Annotated in this window: 14 protein-coding genes; 7 read left to right on the top strand and 7 right to left on the bottom strand. The window is 56.9% G+C overall.

What is annotated here, in order from left to right; all coding sequences use genetic code 11:
• Positions 1-49 precede the first annotated feature (49 nt).
• Complete coding sequence (locus NBV64_RS00710; protein ID WP_009463602.1) at positions 50-2641, top strand: DNA topoisomerase III; 2592 nt, start codon at positions 50-52, stop codon at positions 2639-2641.
• A gap of 990 nt (positions 2642-3631) precedes the next feature.
• Here the strand turns inward: NBV64_RS00710 and NBV64_RS00705 are convergent.
• The 5 genes from NBV64_RS00705 to ilvB all read right to left on the bottom strand — a co-directional run bounded on the left by NBV64_RS00705 (position 3632) and on the right by ilvB (position 8811).
• Entirely contained in the window at positions 3632-4066 is a 435-nt protein-coding gene (locus tag NBV64_RS00705; protein ID WP_009463604.1) for a CopD family copper resistance protein, read from the bottom strand.
• Between the two features lie 29 nt (positions 4067-4095).
• Positions 4096-5373 (bottom strand): TRAP transporter large permease, encoded by a 1278-nt coding sequence (locus tag NBV64_RS00700; RefSeq protein WP_009463605.1) that lies wholly within the window; start codon positions 5371-5373, stop codon positions 4096-4098.
• A gap of 82 nt (positions 5374-5455) precedes the next feature.
• Positions 5456-5953 carry a TRAP transporter small permease gene (locus NBV64_RS00695; RefSeq protein ID WP_009463607.1) on the bottom strand — a complete coding sequence of 166 codons (498 nt, stop codon included), beginning with the start codon at positions 5951-5953 and terminating at the stop codon, positions 5456-5458.
• Between the two features lie 12 nt (positions 5954-5965).
• Entirely contained in the window at positions 5966-6931 is a 966-nt protein-coding gene (locus tag NBV64_RS00690; RefSeq protein ID WP_250757274.1) for a TRAP transporter substrate-binding protein, read from the bottom strand.
• 110 nt (positions 6932-7041) lie between these two features.
• Positions 7042-8811, bottom strand: coding sequence for a biosynthetic-type acetolactate synthase large subunit (gene ilvB / locus NBV64_RS00685; protein ID WP_009463611.1), 1770 nt, complete (start codon positions 8809-8811; stop codon positions 7042-7044).
• Between the two features lie 56 nt (positions 8812-8867).
• On the opposite strand from ilvB, the gene NBV64_RS00680 reads away from it, so the two are divergent.
• The 4 genes from NBV64_RS00680 (at position 8868) to NBV64_RS00665 (ending at position 12887) form a co-directional block, all read left to right on the top strand.
• On the top strand, positions 8868-9668 hold the full coding sequence (locus tag NBV64_RS00680) for an SET domain-containing protein (protein WP_250756435.1): 801 nt from the start codon (positions 8868-8870) through the stop codon (positions 9666-9668).
• 328 nt (positions 9669-9996) lie between these two features.
• The gene (locus tag NBV64_RS00675) at positions 9997-10518 is read left to right on the top strand and encodes a TRAP transporter small permease (protein WP_250756434.1); all 522 of its coding nucleotides are present in this window, start codon (positions 9997-9999) and stop codon (positions 10516-10518) included.
• Positions 10515-11816: a TRAP transporter large permease gene (locus tag NBV64_RS00670; RefSeq protein ID WP_009461177.1), complete on the top strand. Its 1302-nt coding sequence runs from the start codon at positions 10515-10517 to the stop codon at positions 11814-11816. The genes NBV64_RS00675 and NBV64_RS00670 overlap by 4 nt, the downstream gene beginning before the upstream one ends.
• 45 nt (positions 11817-11861) lie before the next feature.
• Positions 11862-12887 (top strand): DctP family TRAP transporter solute-binding subunit, encoded by a 1026-nt coding sequence (locus NBV64_RS00665; RefSeq protein ID WP_009461178.1) that lies wholly within the window; start codon positions 11862-11864, stop codon positions 12885-12887.
• 292 nt (positions 12888-13179) lie between these two features.
• Here NBV64_RS00665 and NBV64_RS00660 read toward each other — a convergent pair whose 3' ends face one another.
• The gene (locus tag NBV64_RS00660; protein ID WP_250756433.1) at positions 13180-13638 is read right to left on the bottom strand and encodes a PaaI family thioesterase; all 459 of its coding nucleotides are present in this window, start codon (positions 13636-13638) and stop codon (positions 13180-13182) included.
• Positions 13639-13785: 147 nt separating this feature from the next.
• A complete protein-coding gene (locus NBV64_RS00655) occupies positions 13786-15288 on the bottom strand; it encodes an AMP nucleosidase (protein ID WP_026483878.1) in 1503 nt (500 codons plus the stop codon).
• A gap of 1001 nt (positions 15289-16289) precedes the next feature.
• Between NBV64_RS00655 and NBV64_RS00650 the strand changes: the two genes are divergently transcribed.
• Positions 16290-18455, top strand: coding sequence for a malate synthase G (locus NBV64_RS00650; protein WP_042484830.1), 2166 nt, complete (start codon positions 16290-16292; stop codon positions 18453-18455).
• Between the two features lie 271 nt (positions 18456-18726).
• On the top strand, positions 18727-19437 hold the full coding sequence (modA, locus tag NBV64_RS00645) for a molybdate ABC transporter substrate-binding protein (RefSeq protein ID WP_021447124.1): 711 nt from the start codon (positions 18727-18729) through the stop codon (positions 19435-19437).
• Positions 19438-19447: the final 10 nt, after the last annotated feature.

The raw sequence follows: 19447 nt of genomic DNA, 5'->3' as shown, positions 1-19447 counted from the left end.
CCTCGTATCATTTCGCGCATTGCAGCGCAGTTGCTGTCACTGGAATCATATGGATAAAACACTAATCATTGCCGAGAAACCTTCAGTCGCCGTAGATATCTCGCGGGCATTGGGCGGTTTCACTCGAGAAGGTGATTATTTCGAAAGCGATCGCTATGTGCTGGCCTCCAGCATCGGCCATCTGCTGGGCCTGGTGGCCCCTAATGATCCGGTCCGCGGCAAGTGGAGCTTCACACATCTACCTGTTATTCCCCCTCAGTTTGAGCTCAACCCGACTGACAAGAAATCGACTGAGCGCTTGAAACTGCTGGTCAAGCTGATCAAACGAAAGGATGTCACCGCTGTTATCAATGCCTGTGACGCGGGGCGCGAGGGTGAGCTGATTTTTCGCTACATTATGCAGTACGCCGGTGCGAAAAAACCGGTAAAAAGGCTTTGGTTACGTTCGATGACACAATCGGCGATCCGTGAAGCATTTGAAAACCTGCGCGACGATGAAGACATGAAACCGCTGGAAGCGGCTGCCCGTTCGCGCGCCGAAGCGGACTGGCTGGTGGGCATTAATGGCACGCGTGCCATGACGGCTTTCAATAGCAAGGATGGCGGTTTTTTCAAAACCCCCGTGGGCCGTGTGCAAACCCCCACGCTGGCTATCGTGAACGAGCGCGAGAACCGCATTCGCCAGTTCGTGTCGCGCGATTACTGGGAAGTACACGCGGACTTTATTGCCGCTGCAGGCCTGTACACCGGCCGCTGGTTCGACCCCAAGTTCGTCAAAGACGAGCATGACCCCGAGAAAAAAGACTCGCGTCTGTGGTCCCTGACGGCTGCCCAAACCATTGTGGCCGCGTGCCGCGAGCAACCCGGCGTAGTCACCGAGGAATCCAAGCCCAGCACGCAGATGTCGCCCGCCTTGTTTGATTTGACCTCGCTGCAACGCGAAGCCAACTCGCGCTTCGGCTTCTCTGCCAAGACCACCTTGTCCTTGGCGCAGACGCTGTACGAACGCCACAAGGCGCTGACTTACCCCCGTACCGATTCGCGCTATCTGCCTGAAGACTATATAAGTACAGTGCAAGAAACCATGCGTGCGCTGGCTGACAGCGGCACGCCTGCCAGCGCTTCGGTGCAACCGTTTGCGCAGGAAGTGGTCGAGCAGAAATGGGTCAAGCCCAACCGTCGGATTTTCGACAACAAGAAGGTTTCGGATCACTTTGCCATCATCCCCACCTTGCAGGTGCCTCGGGAGCTGAGCGATGCCGAACACAAGATTTACGAGCTGATCAGCCGTCGCTTCCTGGCCGTGTTCTTCCCGGCTGCGGAATTCCGCGTCACCACGCGTATTACGCAGGTGTCCGGTCACCACTTCAAGACCGAAGGCAAAGTGCTGGTCAAACCGGGCTGGCTGGCTATTTATGGCCGCGATGCCCAAGGTGAAGATGCGTCCCTGGTGCCGGTTGCCGATGGCGAGAAGGTTCGCACTGAAGACGTGAGCACCAAGGCCCTGGCTACCAAGCCACCTGCACGCTTTACGGAAGCGACCCTGCTGTCGGCCATGGAAAGCGCCGGCAAGCTGGTGGATGACGAAGCCTTGCGCGAAGCCATGTCCGAGCGCGGTCTGGGTACGCCAGCCACTCGTGCTGCCATTATTGAAGGTCTGCTGAACGAAGCCTACTTGCGTCGTGAAGGCCGCGAGCTGGTACCTAGCGCCAAGGCGCGTCAGCTGATGACTTTGCTGTCCGGCCTGGGTGTTAGCGAACTGACTTCGCCCGAACTGACTGGCGAATGGGAGCACCAGCTCAAGCAGATCGAGCAACGTCAGCTGGATCGCGACGTATTCATGCGTGAAATCGCGCAGATGACGCAAGTTATCGTCAAGCGTGCGAAAGAGTACGAACGCGACACGGTTCCTGGTGATTACGCGACCTTGCAGACGCCATGCCCTAAATGTGGTGGCGTGGTCAAAGAAAATTACCGTCGTTATGCCTGCACGGCTTGCGATTTCTCTATCGGTAAGCATCCGGGTGGTCGCACCTTTGAGCTGCCTGAAGTTGAAGAGCTATTGGCCAAGAAAGAACTGGGCCCACTGCCCGGTTTCATCAGCAAGATGGGTCGTCCCTTTGCGGCACTTTTGCGCATTACCGACGAGTACAAGCTGGAGTTCGACTTCGGCCAGAACGATGACGATGATGACGAAGCCCTGGATTTCAGCGGCCAGACCCCGGTCGGCCCCTGCCCCAAGTGCCAGTCTCCCGTCTTTGAGCACGGCTTGCGTTATTTGTGCGAGAAGTCCGTGGGCCCGTCCAAGAGCTGCGACTTCCGTAGCGGCAAGGTGATTCTGCAGCAGGAAATTACCCGCGAACAGATGGCCAAACTGTTGGGTGAAGGCAAGACAGACCTGCTGGATGGTTTCGTGTCCTCGCGTACCAACCGCAAGTTCAAGGCCTTCCTGGTGCGTCAGGCAGACGGCAAGATCGGCTTTGAGTTCGAGCCGCGTCCAGAGAAGCCAGGTCGCAAAACAGCCGCCAAGAAAACGGCCACTAAAGCAGCGGCTAAAAAGACAGCAGTGAAGAAGACGGCGGCCAAGAAGACGGCAGCTAAAAAAACAGCTGCTAAAAAGACGGCCAGCAAGGCGGAGTAAAAAGCTCGGCTTGTTTGAAAGAATGGCCTCCCTTTTTTGGGGGGCCTTTTTTTATGGGTAGTCGTGTAGGGCTTGCAGGCTGGGGAAGAGAGTCTCTGTGAAAACGCCATTCAGGGACCGGGTTTGGGTCTCCGGGCTGAGCACTTGCCGGTGCTGCGCACCGGTTCCCTTGTCGAGTACAGGATCCGGGCGCACCCTGAACTCGCCCGGTGGTTTGTCCCCCGGACAAACCACAAACGCCGGGCTCAAACAGCAGGGCGCTTGCATCCCGGATCCCGCACTCGCCTGCGGCAAGTACTCTGAACCGCCCCGAGACCCAAACCCGGTCCCTGAACGGCTCACAATAGTTCTTTGCCCAGAAGCTGTAAGGCTTCTTACCCTTATGACCTCAATTCCACCCAAATACTTATGTACGCCCCTGGGCATGGCATAAAGAAACGAGCGAAACATAGGCTGCTAAGCAAGCATAAGCATCGAAAAGCTAACAACAACAACAACAACAACAACAACAACAACAACAACAACAACAACAACAACAACAACAACAACAACAACAACACACACACATAGTGCAAAGCACACGACACCCTGCACGCAGCCACAGCCAATGCAAACCCAACCGAAACAGTGTTGCAAGGCCGAGGTATTAGAACGGTGTGAAGGCTCGAGTCCGTGGGGCGTTGGGGGTGGGCGGGTCAGAGTACTTGCCGCGGGCAGGAGATAGCGCAGGGGTACAAGCATCCTGCTGTTTGAGCACGACGCTTATGGTTTGTCCGGTGGACAAACCATCGTGCGAGTTCAGGATGCGCCCTGCGCTATCTCCTGACTAGGAAACCGGTGCGCAGCACCGGCAAGTGCTCAGCCCACCCCCAACGCCCCACGGACTCGAGCCTGGCTTTTAATCACCTCTCCTATGCCAAGCTCCGTCCCAAGCACTACTCCAGAGCCAAAACCCTTCTAAACCACAATGCAGCAGCATCAAAACCGCAACTAAAGCGGTAAGTAAAACAAAGCCTTAGCAAGCACCACAATCAGCAGGACGTGTGCAAAAACACTAAGGTGGATAATCCGTGAACGCCGCGCCGTCATGGTCTTGCGTCGGCTCATCACCATTACAGATAGAAAGTGCCCGAATACGCTTAGCGCCAGGGTGATCTTTACACCCAGTATCCAGGCACGAGCGCCGCCGACCTCAAACAAGGCCCGATGCTGCCAGGCCAGACTCAAGCCAGCACCGTAGAGCAACAACAGAACCCAAGGCATGATGCGGCGCGCGCGACGCCCCAGGGCATACTCAAACTCCCGCATCGATGGCCGGGAAACCTGACGCGCCAAAGGCGACAACATCAGCACCTCGAAAAATACGGTGCCAATAAAGAAAATCGCAGCCAGAAGGTGAACCAACAACAGGAGGAAATAGCTCATGAACAGCGCTCAGGAAAGCAGACGATTCTTCAACGGTACACCAGGTCTCGCGCCCACAAACTGACTTCTGGCACATAGCTGATCAGCATCAAGCAAGCCAGGATGACGACTACAAAAGGCAGCAGGGGACGTATCAGTTTTTCCAAAGAAATCCCGGCCACTGAACAGGCGGCAAACAGGTTCACGCCAAAGGGCGGAGTCACCATTCCCAGCGCCAGATTGACCACCATGATGATGCCAAAGTGCGCCGGATCAATGCCAAACTGCATGGCCACCGGCAGCAAGAGCGGTGCCAGCACCACAATCGAGGCCGAGGTCTCGACAAACATGCCCACCACAAACAAGGCCACGTTCACACCCAGCAAAAACATCATGGGGCTACTGAACAATTCCCCCAACCAGATCCCCATGGCAGCCGGAATGCCGGTGCGATTGAGCAGGAAGCCAAACACACCCGCATTGGCGATGATGAACATGATGACCGCCGTGGACACCACGGAACGATGCAGCACCTTGGACAAGTCGCCCCATTTAACGCTGCGATAGACAAACATGCTCACGATCAAGGCATAGACTACCGCCACCGCCGAAGCCTCGGTAGGCGTGAAAATACCCCCGTAAATCCCGCCGAGAATAATCACCGGCATCAACAAGGCCAACCACGCCTGACGGAATGCCGTCCAGACACCCAAACGACCCACGCCGTCCTGCAAACCCAGACCATGGCGACGTGCATACAGCCACACATAAAGCATCAAGGCGCCGCCGATCAGCAAGCCAGGGCCAATACCTGCAACGAACAGCTCGCCTACCGACGTGTCCGTGGATACGGCAAACAGAATCATGGGAATGGACGGCGGGATGATCACCCCCAGCTCCGCCGCTGAGGCCTGCAAGGATGCCGCGAACGGTGCCGGGTAGCCATGCCGGACCATGGCAGGGATAAGAATTGCCCCGACCGCAAAAGTGGTTGCCACACTGGAACCGGCCACTGCCGCAAAAATCATGCAGGTCAGCACACAGCTACAAGCCAGGCCCCCTTGAACACCCCCCACCAGGCTTTTGGCAAACTCCACCATACGGTTGGACATGCCGCCCGACTCCATCAGGTTGCCTGCCAGAATGAAGAAGGGCACAGCAACCAGAGGATACTTGTCCAGAGCTGCATACAACTGCTGGGCGATGACCAGAAAAGTCATGCGCCCCTCCCAGGCTACCCCCGCCATATTGGCCAGCCCCACGGCAATCGCCACGGGCACCGTCAATACAAAAAACAGCAGCATGGACACAAGCATGATCTGGGACACGATACGGCCTCCGGTCTAAACAGATGCCCGTAAGGCATCGAGAGTTCGGTGGTGCTTTACAGGCACGGAATCAGGTCTTGAATTAGAGCTGCGTGTTATCGACCACAGCAGGCGCAGGTTTCTCCAGCCAACGGGCCAGCAGGCCCAAAATGGCCAGCACGGCACCAATCGGGATCGCGATATACACCCAGGAAATGGACCACTCCAGACTAGGCATGGTCTGAAAGCGCACCCGCCAGGTCATTTGAATGCCGACCCAGGTCAACAGGCCGAAAAAAGCCAGACACGTAATCAGCACGGCCACATCCAGCCAATGCTGCGTCCGCTTGCCGACCCAGAGCCGCAACACATCCACGCTTAGCATGGCGCCCTGACGCAAGGCCAGACACAGGCCCAGCATGACTGTCCAGATAAGAGCGGCACGTGACCAGGCCTCGCTCCAGTCGGCGGGCGACTGGAGCACGAAACGAGCGATCACTTGATAGAACGCAGCCGCCACTGCCGAGAGCAGCAGCAACTGCGTCACCCAGGACACCAGACGAAACAGGCCCTTATCCAGAACGGACAACAGAGCTTTCATGATGAATGCCGTTTACTGAGTCTGACGGATAGACTCGACCAGCTCCTGGCCGAACTGTTTGTAGTACTGGGGATAGACAGGCTCTACCGCTTTGGCAAACGCGGCATGGTCAACTGCATTGACCTGCATGCCTTCAGCCTTGACGGCATCCACGCCGGTTTTCTCGATGTCGTCCACGTAATCACGCATGGCCTGGGCAGCCGTTACGCCGGCATCTTTCATCAACTGCTTGTCCTGATCGGACAAGCCGTCATACACCGCCGGAGACATCAGCACCAAGGCCGGGCCATACACGTGAGCAGTCAGCGACAAATACTTTTGCAGCTGCGGCAGCTTGGCCGACACAATCACGGACAAGGGGTTTTCCTGACCGTCGATGGTGCCCTGTTGCAGTGCGGTTGCCACTTCCGGCCAGGCCATAGGCGTAGCCAGAATACCGATTTCACGGAAAGCGGCAATATGGATGGGGTTCTCTGTGGTGCGAATCTTCAGGCCCTTGGCATCAGCCGGGGTGGTGACAGGACGCACATTATTGGTCAGGTGACGGAAACCTTGCTCGCCCCAGGCCAGCGCCACAATCCCGCGTTTGGGAAATTCAGCCAGCATGTCCTGACCGATCTTGCCATCAAGTACATGGCGGGCATGCTGCAGGTCGCGGAACAGGAAAGGAATATCGAACACGCCGGTCTTGGGCACAAAGTTCAGGGTTGCGCCGGTAGAGACAATGGCCAGATCAATCGTGCCCAATTGCAAGCCTTCAATAACTTCACGCTCGCCGCCCAAGGCACTGTTGGGAAAGGCCTCGATGGTGTAGTTGCCGTCCTTTTCCAAGGCACTGGCAAAGGCTTTTGCACCCGCACCATAGTGAGAGCTGGTGGACAAAGCGTAAGCCAGCTTCAAGGAAGTCTGGGCCGTGGCCGCTCCCGCCACCAGGCCCAAGCCCAGCATCAAACCTGCGGCCAAAAGACGGTTCTTCATGTGACGGTACATCATGCATGCCCCTCCTGTCTGAATGGATCAGTGTATTTAATGCGTAGTGCTCGGGCTGGGACATAGGGGTTTTTACGCCTGTGTCCCAGCCGGGCACCTTATTCTTCTACGTACCAGTTATCTTCGGACAACATGACCTGTTGATGGCCATAGCCTGCTGGCATCATGGGGAAACAGTTTTCCAGCGCCAGCACTTCCACGTTCAGAAAGAACGGGCCATCGTGGGCCAGACAACGCTCCAGCGCCGCATCCAGCTGATCGGGATGCTCCACGCGTTCGGCTTCCCAACCAAAGGCGCGCGACAAGGCCACAAAATCGGGCATGGCTTCGTTGTAGCTGTGGCTGTAACGACCATCGTGAATCAGCTCTTGCCACTGGCGCACCATGCCCATGTGGCGGTTATTGCACAGAATCACCTTGATCGGCGTGCGATGCTGCACAGCGCTGGCCAGTTCCTGAATATTCATCAGTACCGACGCGTCACCACTGACACACACCACCAGCTTGTCCGGATGCGCAATCTGCGCCCCAAACGCAGCAGGTACGCCGTAACCCATGGTGCCGGCTCCACCCGAAGTCAGCCAACGGCGAGGACGATCAAACTTGATGTACTGCGCAGCCCACATCTGGTGCTGGCCCACATCGGTAGAGACGATGGCATCACGGCCTTCCAGATGCGCGTCCAGACGTTGCAGCAAGTGCTGCGGCAAGATGGCGTCGCTATGAGGCGTCACTTTCAAGCACTCTTGAGCACGCCACACGCCAATGCGCTGCCACCAATCTTTCAAGCGACCTTCGGGCAATTCGTGATGCGACAGCTCTTTGCGCAGGGCGCGCAGTAGGGGATAGCAATCACCCACCAGAGCCACATCAGCACGCACCACCTTGTCGATGGAACCGGGGTCGATATCAATATGAATCTTGCTGGCATGGGGGCAGAAATCGGACAGACGGCCGGTAATGCGGTCGTCGAAGCGAGCGCCCACACAGATAATCAGATCCGCATGGTGCATGGCCAAGTTGGCTTCCAGCGTGCCGTGCATGCCCAACATGCCCACGAACTGCTCATCACGTGCAGGGTAGGCACCCAGGCCCATCAAGGTCAGTGTGCAAGGTGCGCCAGTTTCCTGAACCAGGCTGGTGAAGGCGTGGCTGGCATCGGCCCCGGAGTTGATCAGGCCACCACCACCGTAAAACACGGGGCGGCGAGCGTGCGCAATCATGGCGGCGGCGCGTTTGATCGCCGCTTCCTGGGCAGAGGCCGGAGCGGCAGGAGCCAAGAGGCTGTCAGCCTCGTCCTGGGCCGGCGCGTCGCTGCTGGCAGCGGGCAGGGTGGCGATCTGAATATCTTTGGGGAAGTCCAGCAGCACCGGACCGGGGCGGCCCTGGGTACACAGGCGCAAGGCCTTGGCCGTCAGGGAGGCCACGTCTTCAATACGACGAACCTGGGCATTCCACTTGGTCACAGGGCGGGAAATGCCAATCGCATCGCACTCCTGGAAAGCGGCGGTACCAATTGCGGTGGTCGCTACTTGACCACTAATACACAGGACAGGAATAGAATCACACAAGGCATCGAGCAAACCGGAGGTGGTATTGGCCATACCGGGGCCTGATGTCACCAGCACCACGCCAGGTTTGCCGGTGCTGCGGGCATAGCCTTCGGCCGCATGTACGGCAGCTTGCTCGTGACGAACCAAAATATGACGAATTCGCGGCTGGGCATGAAGAGCATCATAGAGCGGTAACACCGCTCCGCCAGGATAACCAAAAATGGTATCTACACCCTGAGCGATCAAGGTTTCGAGCAAGATTTGCGCGCCGTTGTGGGCGGTCGTTTCAAGTGACATGGTTGCGTAGCCCTGCATGTTTTGTAAGATAGAGATCGCCGTCCAGTTTATCCCCTTTTACAGGCTGATTCCCCATGGTCACTCAACGCCAACCCTGGCACGTCGTCAAACCATCCAAACTGCATGGCAATGGCGTCTTTGCGCTACGCGATATTCCAGCCGGAACGCGCATCCTGCAATATGCTGGCAAGCGGCTTACGCCGGAACAGGCCGATGCCTTGTTCCCCGTCAATCCGGATGAGCCTTTCCACACTTTTTTCTTTGCACTGAGCAATGGCAAAATCGTGGACGGTGGTCAGGGAGGCAATGATTCACGCTGGATCAACCACTCTTGCGCCCCCAACTGTGAAGGTCACGAGAACGCCGATGGCTCGCGCGTCTTTATTGTGGCCATGCGCGATATTCCTGCCGGGGAAGAGCTTTTGTATGACTACTCGCTGGTCATCGACGATGAAATTACCGAGGAGCTCAAGCAGAACTACCGCTGCCTGTGTGGCGCTCCCCAGTGCCGTGGCACCATGATTGCCCTGCAATCAGATCGCTCCCAGGCTGTTGCCGACGAGCTACGCGAAGTGGCCGCAGAATTGGATGCGGAAATGGAACAGGCCCGCAAAACGCCGGTTTCATCCAAACAAAAAGCCGCTGATCTGAAGGCCACTGCCATTAAGCAGGCAGAAAAGGGCGAGTCCGATCAGGATAAAGATGAGGACGCGGATAACGATAAAGAATCCTCAAGCGAGAAAGGCAAAAAGGATAAGAAGAGCAAAAAGAAGAAAAAAGAAAAAGCCAAAAACAAGGATAAAAATAAAGACAAAAAGCCTTCCAAAAAGGACAAAGAAGGCAAAAAAGGGAAAAAGGACCGTAAAAAAGAGTAAGCTGTCCCCCAGCTTGCATTAGCCCAGGCTGCCTCACCGGCAGCCTGCACCCTTGCTAATCACCCGCACAGCAAGCCCGGCAACACCCCAGCCGGGCCTATCAGAGCGCCACACACAGGCCCATCTGTCGTGCCGGGCCAGGTTTCAGACCTCATCAGCTAGGCGAAGCACCAACCCCCATATTGCGTGTGCCCTCGCCCCCATCCCTATCGTCTCTCCCCAGGCCAATGATGGCCCGCGGGTGCTATTGCACCGGGGGAAATTACTCACTGCCAGCCCCGTCTTTGACCGCTAGCATGTAGCTTTATTGCCAAATCTGACAGACCTCATGGATTCAAGTTCTACAGATACACCCGATAATCCCGCCGCCTCGCCCGCCGAATCCGGCCTGCGTATTCCTTTGCAAATAGAGGACTGGGCTTCGGTCCTGATCATGGCGACCCTGGCTTTAATTACCTTTGCCAACGTGTTTGTGCGCTATCTGACCGATAGCTCCTTTGCCTGGACCGAGGAAATCTCCATCTTTCTGCTGGTGGTCCTGACCATGAATGCCGGTGCCAGCGCCTGTGTGCGCCACTTGCACATTCGTATTGAAGTCTTTGCCGATGCGGGCACGGTGCGTCGTCAACGCCGCCTGGCCCTGTTTGGCATTGGCATGAGCCTGCTGTTCTTTGTCGGCATGGCCATTCTGTCCGGCCGCATGGCCCTGGACGAGTTCGAGTGGGGCGATACCTCGCCCTCCATTGGTGTCCCGACCTGGTGGTACAGCATGTGGCTGCCCATCCTGTCCACTACCCTGAGCCTGCGTTTGCTGGGCATGTGGGTGCGTCGTTGGCAGGCTAAATCATGATTGCAACCTTGCTGTTTGTCATCTTCATCGGCCTGATGCTGGTGGGCGTGCCGGTGGGCGTGTCTCTGGGTATAGGTGGTGCCTTTGCGATTTTGATGTCCAACCTGGATACGCACTGGTTTGGCCTGATGGCCGTGCCGCAAAGCTTTTATGCCGGTCTGGCCAAATACCCCTTGCTGGCCATTCCCATGTTCGTGTTGGTGGGTTCCATTTTTGACCGCTCGGGCGTAGCCAGCCGTCTGGTGAACTTTGCGGTAGCGCTGGTTGGCCGCGGCCCTGGCATGCTGCCCGTTGTTGCCATTGGCGTGGCCATGTTCCTGGGTGGCATTTCCGGTTCCGGCCCGGCCTGCGCCGCTGCCGTGGGCGCGGTCATGATCGGCGCCATGAAACGCGCGGGCTATCCCGGTCCTTTTGCGGCCAGTATTGTGGGCGCGGGTGCTGCCACCGACATTCTGATTCCCCCTTCCATCGCCTTCATTATTTACTCGGTGCTGGTGCCCGAAGCCTCCGTACCCGCGCTGTTTGCGGCTGGTATGTTCCCCGGCATTCTGGCGGGGATTGGCCTGATTATTCCGGCCATCTGGCTATCGCGCCGTCACAAGCTGGGATTGGCCGAAGCCGAGCTGCCACGTCCGCCATTCTGGCGCAGCCTGCGAGAAGCCGCCTGGGGCCTGATTGCCCCGGTCATCATTCTGGGCGGGATGCGCCTGGGTCTGTTCACCCCTACTGAGGCCGCTGTAGTGGCTGTGTTCTACGGCCTGTTCGTGGGCATGGTCATCCATCGCACCATCAAGTTCCGCGATCTTTTCTTGATCCTGCGGGAAGCCGCCGAATTATCAGCCGTCATCATGATGGTTGTGGCACTGGCCGGTATTTTTGCCTGGGCGCTGTCCACCCTGAGCATTATCGACCCCGTCACCAATGCCATCATCAATTCCGGTCTGGGCGAGTACGGCATTCTGGCGCTGATGATTGTCATGCTGATTGTGCTGGGCATGTTCCTGGATGGCATCTCGATCTTCCTGATCTTCGTGCCGCTGTTCATGCCTATTGCCTACAACTTTGGCTGGCACCCCGTCTGGTTCGGGGTCCTGCTGACCTTGAACGTGGCTCTGGGCCAGTTCACTCCACCCGTCGCCGTCAACCTGATGGTCGCCTGCCGTATCGCGGGCGTCCCCATGGAAAGCACCCTGCGTTGGGTAGGCTGGCTGCTACTGGGCATGGGCTCGACCATGCTGCTCGTTATCGCACAACCCGAGATTGCCCTGTGGCTGCCGCGCTACCTGGGCTTTAACTAAAACCACAAGACTGAAACACAACTCATAGAAAGGGAGACCTGACCCATGAAATTACGTCACATTCTGGCCGCTCTGGCATGTACAGCCGCCACCCTGGCCGTGGTTCCCGCTGCCCAAGCCGCCTACAAATCCGAGTACAAGCTGTCCATCGTGGTGGGTACTACTTTCCCTTGGGGCCAAGGGGCGGTGATCTGGTCCGACCTGGTGCGCGAGCGCACCGATGGCCGCATCAATATCAAGATCTACCCCGGCACCTCGCTGGTACAAGGCGACCAGACACGCGAGTTCACTGCCATTCGCCAAGGCATGATTGATATGGCCGTGGGCTCCACCATCAACTGGTCCCCCCAGATCAAGCAGCTGAACCTGTTCTCCCTGCCATTCCTGCAACCGGATGCCAAAGCCACCGACGCTTTGATCAACGGCGAAGTGGGCAAGGACCTGTTTGGCTACATCGAGAAAGCCGGTGTGGTGCCTCTGGCCTGGGGTGAAAACGGTTTCCGTCAGCTCAGCAACTCCAAGCACGAAGTGACCAAGCCTGAAGACATGAAGGGCCTGAAACTGCGCGTGGTCGGTTCGCCGCTGTACATGGACACCTTCAGCGCCCTGGGTGCCAACCCCACGCAAATGAGCTGGGCAGATGCACAACCTGCACTGGCTAATAAGGCTGTAGACGGCCAGGAAAACCCCCTGTCCATTTACGCCGGTGCCAAGCTGTACGACGTGCAGCAGCAGTACCTGACCCTGTGGAACTACGTGTCTGACCCACTGGTGTTTGTGGTGAACCGCGACGTGTGGAAATCCTGGAGCGAGGAAGACCAGAAGATCGTGCGTGAAGCTGCTATTGAAGCCGGTAAACGTGAAATCGTGATTGCCCGTACCGGCATCACGGCGGAAGATCCTACCTTGCTCAAAGAGATCGAAAGCCACGGTGTGAAGGTCACCAGCCTGACTCCAGAGCAACATGCTGCCTTTGCCAAGGCAACCGAAGGCGTGGTCGAGAAGTGGACCAAGACCATTGGTGAAGATCTGGTGAAGAAAGCACGCGACGCGATTGCTGCCAGCCGCTAATTAGCTGGGTTTGAAAGACTGAAAGCCGGGCCTGAATGGGCCCGGCTTTTTTATTGTCTGGCTGCCCCGCACAAAACAAACCTCATGAAAGCAGCAGCCTACGAGCGCAGCGTGGGGATACTTTCAACCTCCGGGTTACCCTCGAAGAAAGAAATGCCATAAATCGGCGGCACAACCTGAGGGCATTCTTTACAGCCTACAAATATCAAAAACCAGCTTCCTTCTGAGCGATCAGCAAGTCCAAGACACCGTCTCAAAGCACGTTGACCGCTGAGCCCCAAAAAAATCCCGCTTATTCCTTGAAGCGTATCGCCAGCATTTCACCCGTCGCACAAACTTCGCCATTCGCGCTAAGCAACAGGTCCACCCAGACCTTGCGTCCATCCAGCTCACGCAGCTTGCCTTGTACCGTCAGCTCTGTCCCCATTGGAGTGGGACGCCGAAACTCCACTTTCAGGGAGGCTGTCACACAGCGAATTGGCTCCTCGCTGGTGCCCATCTCGATATTCAGATCCCTATAGATGAAGGCTGCCGCAGAAGCAGTACCGTGGCAGTCCAATAAGGAAGCAATCAAGCCGCCGTATACATGGTTGGGCACGCCACCGCTGTAAATCGGCTTGGGGGTGTAGCGGGCCACGGTATCGTCGCCGTCCCAGTAGCTCTTAAGCTGATGCCCGTCGGGATTATGTTTGCCACAACCGTAGCAATGGCTGAAGTTGTCGGCATAAAAATCTTGAAACGCTTTAACCATATGAGTATCTGCTGTCCTCAAAGAAACCAAGAGGCCGTGCTCCACTTGGTAGCACGGCCTATTTCTTAAGCCACTAAAGGTAGTTTGTCAGCGCTACGAGCCAACAACCCACCCAGGAGCGTAGGCACTAACAAGGCCTGCAATATCTTATTGAAACGCCGTTTCCAGGAAGCTGCGCAGCTTGCGCGAGTGCAGCCTTTCTTTGGGCATCTCGCGCAGCAGTTCCAGCGCCCGGATGCCAATATGCAGATGCTGGCCAACCTGACGTGCATAGAATTCGCTGGCCATGCCCGGCAGTTTCAGCTCGCCATGCAAGGGCTTGTCCGACACGCACAGCAAGGTGCCATACGGGACACGGAAACGGAAGCCATTGGCAGCAATGGTGGCGGACTCCATATCCAGCGCAATCGCCCGCGACTGCGACAAGCGCCGCACCGGCTCGTGGTGGTCACGCAATTCCCAATTACGGTTATCGATGGACGCCACCGTGCCTGTACGCATGATGCGTTTCAACTCCCAGCCGGACAGCCCGGCCACCTCGGCCACGGCTTGCTCCAGGGCGACCTGAATTTCCGCCAGAGGAGGGATAGGCACCCAGGTGGGCAAATCCTCGTCCAGCACGTGATCCTGACGCACATAGCCATGTGCCAGTACGTAATCACCCAAGCGCTGAGTAGTACGCAAACCGGCGCAATGGCCCAGCATCAGCCAGGCAGCAGGGCGCAGAACGGCAACGTGGTCGGTAATGGTCTTGGCATTGGATGGCCCCACGCCGATATTGATCAGGGTGATGCCGGAATGATCGGCACGGCGCAAGTGATACGAGGGCATTTGCGGCGCGCGAGCCAAAGGCGAACCGGTTGTCGATGCATTCGCACCCGCCGGAGTGATGATGTTGCCCGGCTCCACCAGATCTATATAGCCTTGATCATCCGCCTGCAGCACTTCACGCGCCCACTGGCAGAACTCGTCCACATAAAACTGATAATTGGTGAACAGCACAAAGTTCTGAAAGTACTCGGGACGAGTAGCGCTGTAGTGCTGCAAACGATGCAAGGAGTAATCGATACGCGGCGCAGTAAAAGGCGCCAGCGGCAAGGGTTCGTTATGCACGCGCTCCCACGTACCGTTGACGATGGCATCGTCCATATACGCCAGATCCGGTACATCGAAGTGATCGCGCAAGGTGTCACCGGGCGATTCAGGCACGGTTGTCACCGTGGACTGCACACCATTATTCAGGGCGAAATGCAGCGGGATAGGCACGGAGGATTCCCCCACTTCCACCTGCACACCGTGATTGCGCAGCAGCAGTTCCAGTTGCTCCAGCAAGTAATCGTGATAGAGGCCAGGAGCGGTAATGGTGGTCATGTACACGCCGGGCTCGACCACATGCCCATAAGACAGGCGGCTATCCACTTCCTGATAGGTATCGACGCGCAAACGCACTGCAGGGTAGCAGGCTCTGAAGCGCTGCCCGCGTGGAAATCCGGTTTCCAGACACTGGGCAAAAGAGTCGCGCAAAAAAGCGGTGTTGCGGTCGTAAATATGGCGCAGCTGCTCCAAAGCCTGGCCGGCATCCTGATAGCCATTGAATGGAATCAGCTCCGGCGTGGACGTGATACGAGAAAAACCGCTGGGATCAGACATAACAAGTATTCCAAGGGGAAACAAAGACAAGCAGATCTGCAAGCATCATAAGCTGTTTATTGTTCCGCCTCCTACACGACTCCATGACAAATTCAGCCGCCTGATTCTGACGCTCATGTACCAGCCGAACAGACAGGCCTGACCGTCTGCCGCTTTCGCGAACCATCGCTCCCCAATACAGATGTTCGGCTATCGGTTTCGCCTGCGCTTAAAGCCATCAACCATATACCTTTGCAATGGCTCGCCTAGCGCCCCAGCGTCTTGCCATATCCGAGCAAGGCAACCCAGACCCAGTCCCACTCAAAGCAAATGTCGTTACTGGTTTTTGACTGAATCACAAGCCCTACTGTCCGCACAATGGACACGACTATCGTTAGTTTTGAGACTGAATTTACTCACAGGCCCCATTTAAACAGGCAGCTTTACCCCGGTTTTGGGCAAATTCCATTTTTCCGGGATCAGGCAGGTCGAGCCCTGGCGCAAGCCCTTGACCCAAGACCCTGTTTTTATGCTAATGGCGCTAGACAAGCGGCTTGGCGGGCATATCAGGTATTTCAAGCGGGACCAGATGAGGCAGCTTATGATGGCAAGTGGAAGTCAGGCACGTCTTCTACCTCATATATAAGACTTGCCCAAATCCAGTAAATACATTAAGTATGTAGTCTTAATACTTTTAGTATTAAATCCAGCTAGCGTCAGTCCTTCATAATTTAAGTTATCCAACCTGGCAGTGTGCTCGGCATGCGTGTGAGACATAGCTCGTCATCGCGCAAATTAGCTTGTATTTAGGCTAATTTACAATGGGTTAGCGTATTTTAATGATGTTCGCTTCAAGCATTTGCTCGCCCTCTGATGTCATTTGTGTCTTGGCGCCGCGTGGGTCTTGTCACCCGCGATTTCAGCAAGATCTGAAAGTGCTCTTGACCAGGTAATTGCAGTTAGCAAGGCCGTTTTGGCCTGCCACTGTACCGAATCACTTTTAACTATCAGCAAGGGTACACATGACCACTCGAATCTCCTGCCAGCGACTGCAAGTCGCCGAGGTGCTTCATCAGTTCATCGAACAAGAAGCCCTGCCCGGCACAGGTATCTCCTCCGAAGCCTTCTGGGCTGGTTTCGATAAGCTGGTCCATGATCTGGCACCTAAAAACCGCGCCTTGCTGGCCGAACGCGACCGCTTGCAAGTCGAACTGGACAAGTGGCACACGGCCAACCCAGGCCCCATCACCGATATGCCTGCCTACAAGAGCTTCCTGAGCTCCATCGGCTATCTGAAAGAAGCGCCTGCCAACGTCAAGGTCAACACGGCCAACGTCGACACCGAAATCACCGAACAAGGTGGCCCTCAGCTGGTTGTGCCCATCATGAACGCACGTTACGCGCTGAACGCCGTAAACGCACGCTGGGGCAGTCTGTACGACGCGCTGTACGGCACGAACGCCATCCCTGACACTGACGGTGCTCAGCGTGGCGGTGGCTACAACGCCGTGCGCGGTGCCAAGGTTATCGCCTTTGGCCGTCAGTTCCTGAACGACACCATTCCTCTGGCTCAAGGCAGCCACGATCAGGCTACCTCCTACACCATCGCTGACGGCGCTTTGCGTGTCACCCTGGAAAACGGCGGCACCACCGGTCTGAAAGACGCCTCGACCCTGCTGGGTTACCGCGGTCAGCCCGATGCGCCTGAAGCCATCGTGTTCCTGCACAACGGCCTGCACTTTGAACTGCAGATCGACCCCAACAGCCCCATCGGCAAGACCGACCCGGCTGGCGTGAAAGACATCGTTCTGGAAGCCGCACTGACCACCATCATGGACTGCGAAGACTCCGTGGCTGCCGTGGACGCCGACGACAAGGTCCTGGCATACCGCAACTGGCTGGGTCTGGTGACCGGTTCGCTGACCGAAGAAATCAAGAAAGACGGCAAGGTCTTTACCCGCCGCCTGGCTGACGATCGCCAGTACACCGACCTGAAAGGCGCTACCCAGACTCTGGCTGGCCGCTCCCTGATGTTCGTGCGTAACGTCGGTCACCTGATGAGCAACCCCGCCATCATTGACGGCGAAGGTCGCGAAATCCCTGAAGGCATTCTGGACGCCGTGATCACCACCCTGATCGGCATGCGCGATCTGGAACTGAAGAAAAACTCGCGCAGCGGCTCGCTGTACATCGTCAAACCCAAAATGCACGGTCCTGACGAAGTGGCGTTTGCCAGCGAGATCTTTGACCGTGTGGAAAGCCTGCTGGGTCTGGCTCCCAACACCGTCAAGCTGGGCATCATGGACGAAGAGCGCCGCACCAGCGTGAACCTGAAAGCAGCTATTGCCCAGGCCACCGAGCGTGTCGTGTTCATCAACACCGGCTTCCTGGACCGCACGGGCGACGAAATCCACACTTGCATGCAAGCGGGTGCCGTGGTGCGCAAGGCCGACATGAAACAAGCTGACTGGCAGCCTGCCTACGAGCGCAACAACGTTCAGATCGGCCTGCAATGCGGTCTGCGTGGTCGTGCCCAGATCGGTAAAGGTATGTGGGCCATGCCTGACCTGATGGCTGAAATGCTGGAACAGAAGATTGGTCACGTGAAGGCCGGTGGCAACACCGCCTGGGTGCCATCGCCTACCGCTGCCACGCTGCACGCCTTGCACTACCACCAAGTCAACGTGGTCGACGTCCAGAAGGGTCTGGAAGGCGACACCAACGACTACCTGGACAGCATCCTGACCATTCCTGTGGCCACTGACACCAGCTGGTCCGCCAAGGAAATCCAGGAAGAACTGGACAACAACGCTCAGGGCATCCTGGGTTACGTGGTGCGCTGGATTGACCAGGGCGTGGGCTGCTCCAAAGTACCGGACATCCACGACGTGGGCCTGATGGAAGACCGCGCTACCCTGCGTATCTCCAGCCAGCACATCGCCAACTGGCTGCTGCACGGCATCGTCACCCACGAACAAGTGGTTGAAACCCTGCAGCGCATGGCTGCTGTGGTGGACCAGCAAAACGCGGGGGACCCAGCCTACCAGAACATGGCCGGCAACTTTGAAGGCTCCTTTGCCTTCCGCGCTGCTCAAGATCTGGTTCTGAAGGGTCTGGAACAGCCTAACGGCTACACCGAGCCTTTGCTGCACCAATGGCGTCTGGCTTTCAAAGCCGCTCAAGCCTGAAGCACACCATACTGCCCGGAGTTCACCTCCGGGTAACAGTACCCCCAAAATCCCCATCTTGCTGGTTCAGGATGGGGATTTTTTTTCGTCTCCTGTTTCCAGCTTTGCGGCAAAGAGGAATTTGAATCGTCGCTCGGCACAAGCAGCATTTCCAAGTTTTCAAGCAGGTTTGAGTCTCGGGGCTCCGGCTTCGGAGCTTGGCGAACATCCCTGTTTGCCTCATCTCGTTATAAACTCGAACTCATAACGATTTTGACCGACAGGAAACCCCATGAAATCTTTGCTGTTTTCCGCCGCTTGCCTGCTGGCCATCACCACCACCGCTCACGCTTCCGACCTGCTAATCGCTACTGGCGCAGGCTACCGCAAGCCCGTCACGGAATTGATGGAAGCCTTCAATAAAGAAACAGGCCTGACGGTAGAGAGCAGCTTTGGCAATATGCAGCAGGTCCGCGCCCAGAGCGAGCAAAATCCAGACATTGCTGCCATTATTGGCGACCGCTTTTTTCTGGAGCCCATGGGCATTGCCCAGCAGTTCGTGAACATCAGCCAGGGTGCCCTGATGCTGGCCGTGCCCAAGGGCAAGACCATTGATTCCATCCAGGACTTGCAGCAGCCCAGCTATGCCCGCATTGCCATTGGTGATGCCAAGAAAACTGTCTACGGCCGCGCCGCCACCACCTGCATGGAACGCGAAAAAATCCAGGCCGAGGGTCGCAGCATTGAAGTCGCCATGCTGCCGCAGGTATCCACCTACCTGCTCAATGGCGAGGTGGACGCCGGTTTCATCAACCGCAGCGAAGCGCTGGCCCACAAGGACAAGCTGGGTACCATCCTGCCCATGCCAGCCCAATGTCACGACCCGATTGATCTGAGCCTGGCCGTGCTCAAGGACCGTCCTGCAAGCCCTGCCTTGCAATCCTGGACCCAGTTCCTGGGCTCGGACAAGGCCAAGTCCATTCTTGAGCGCCACGGCCTGTGATGTCCGCCTG

The organism is Alcaligenes sp. DN25 (assembly GCF_023674485.1).
In the GTDB taxonomy this organism is placed as follows: Bacteria; Pseudomonadota; Gammaproteobacteria; order Burkholderiales; family Burkholderiaceae_B; genus Alcaligenes; species Alcaligenes phenolicus.
The sequence above is the reverse complement of the archived record's forward strand: the minus strand, read 5'-3'. Positions and strand labels throughout refer to the sequence as shown.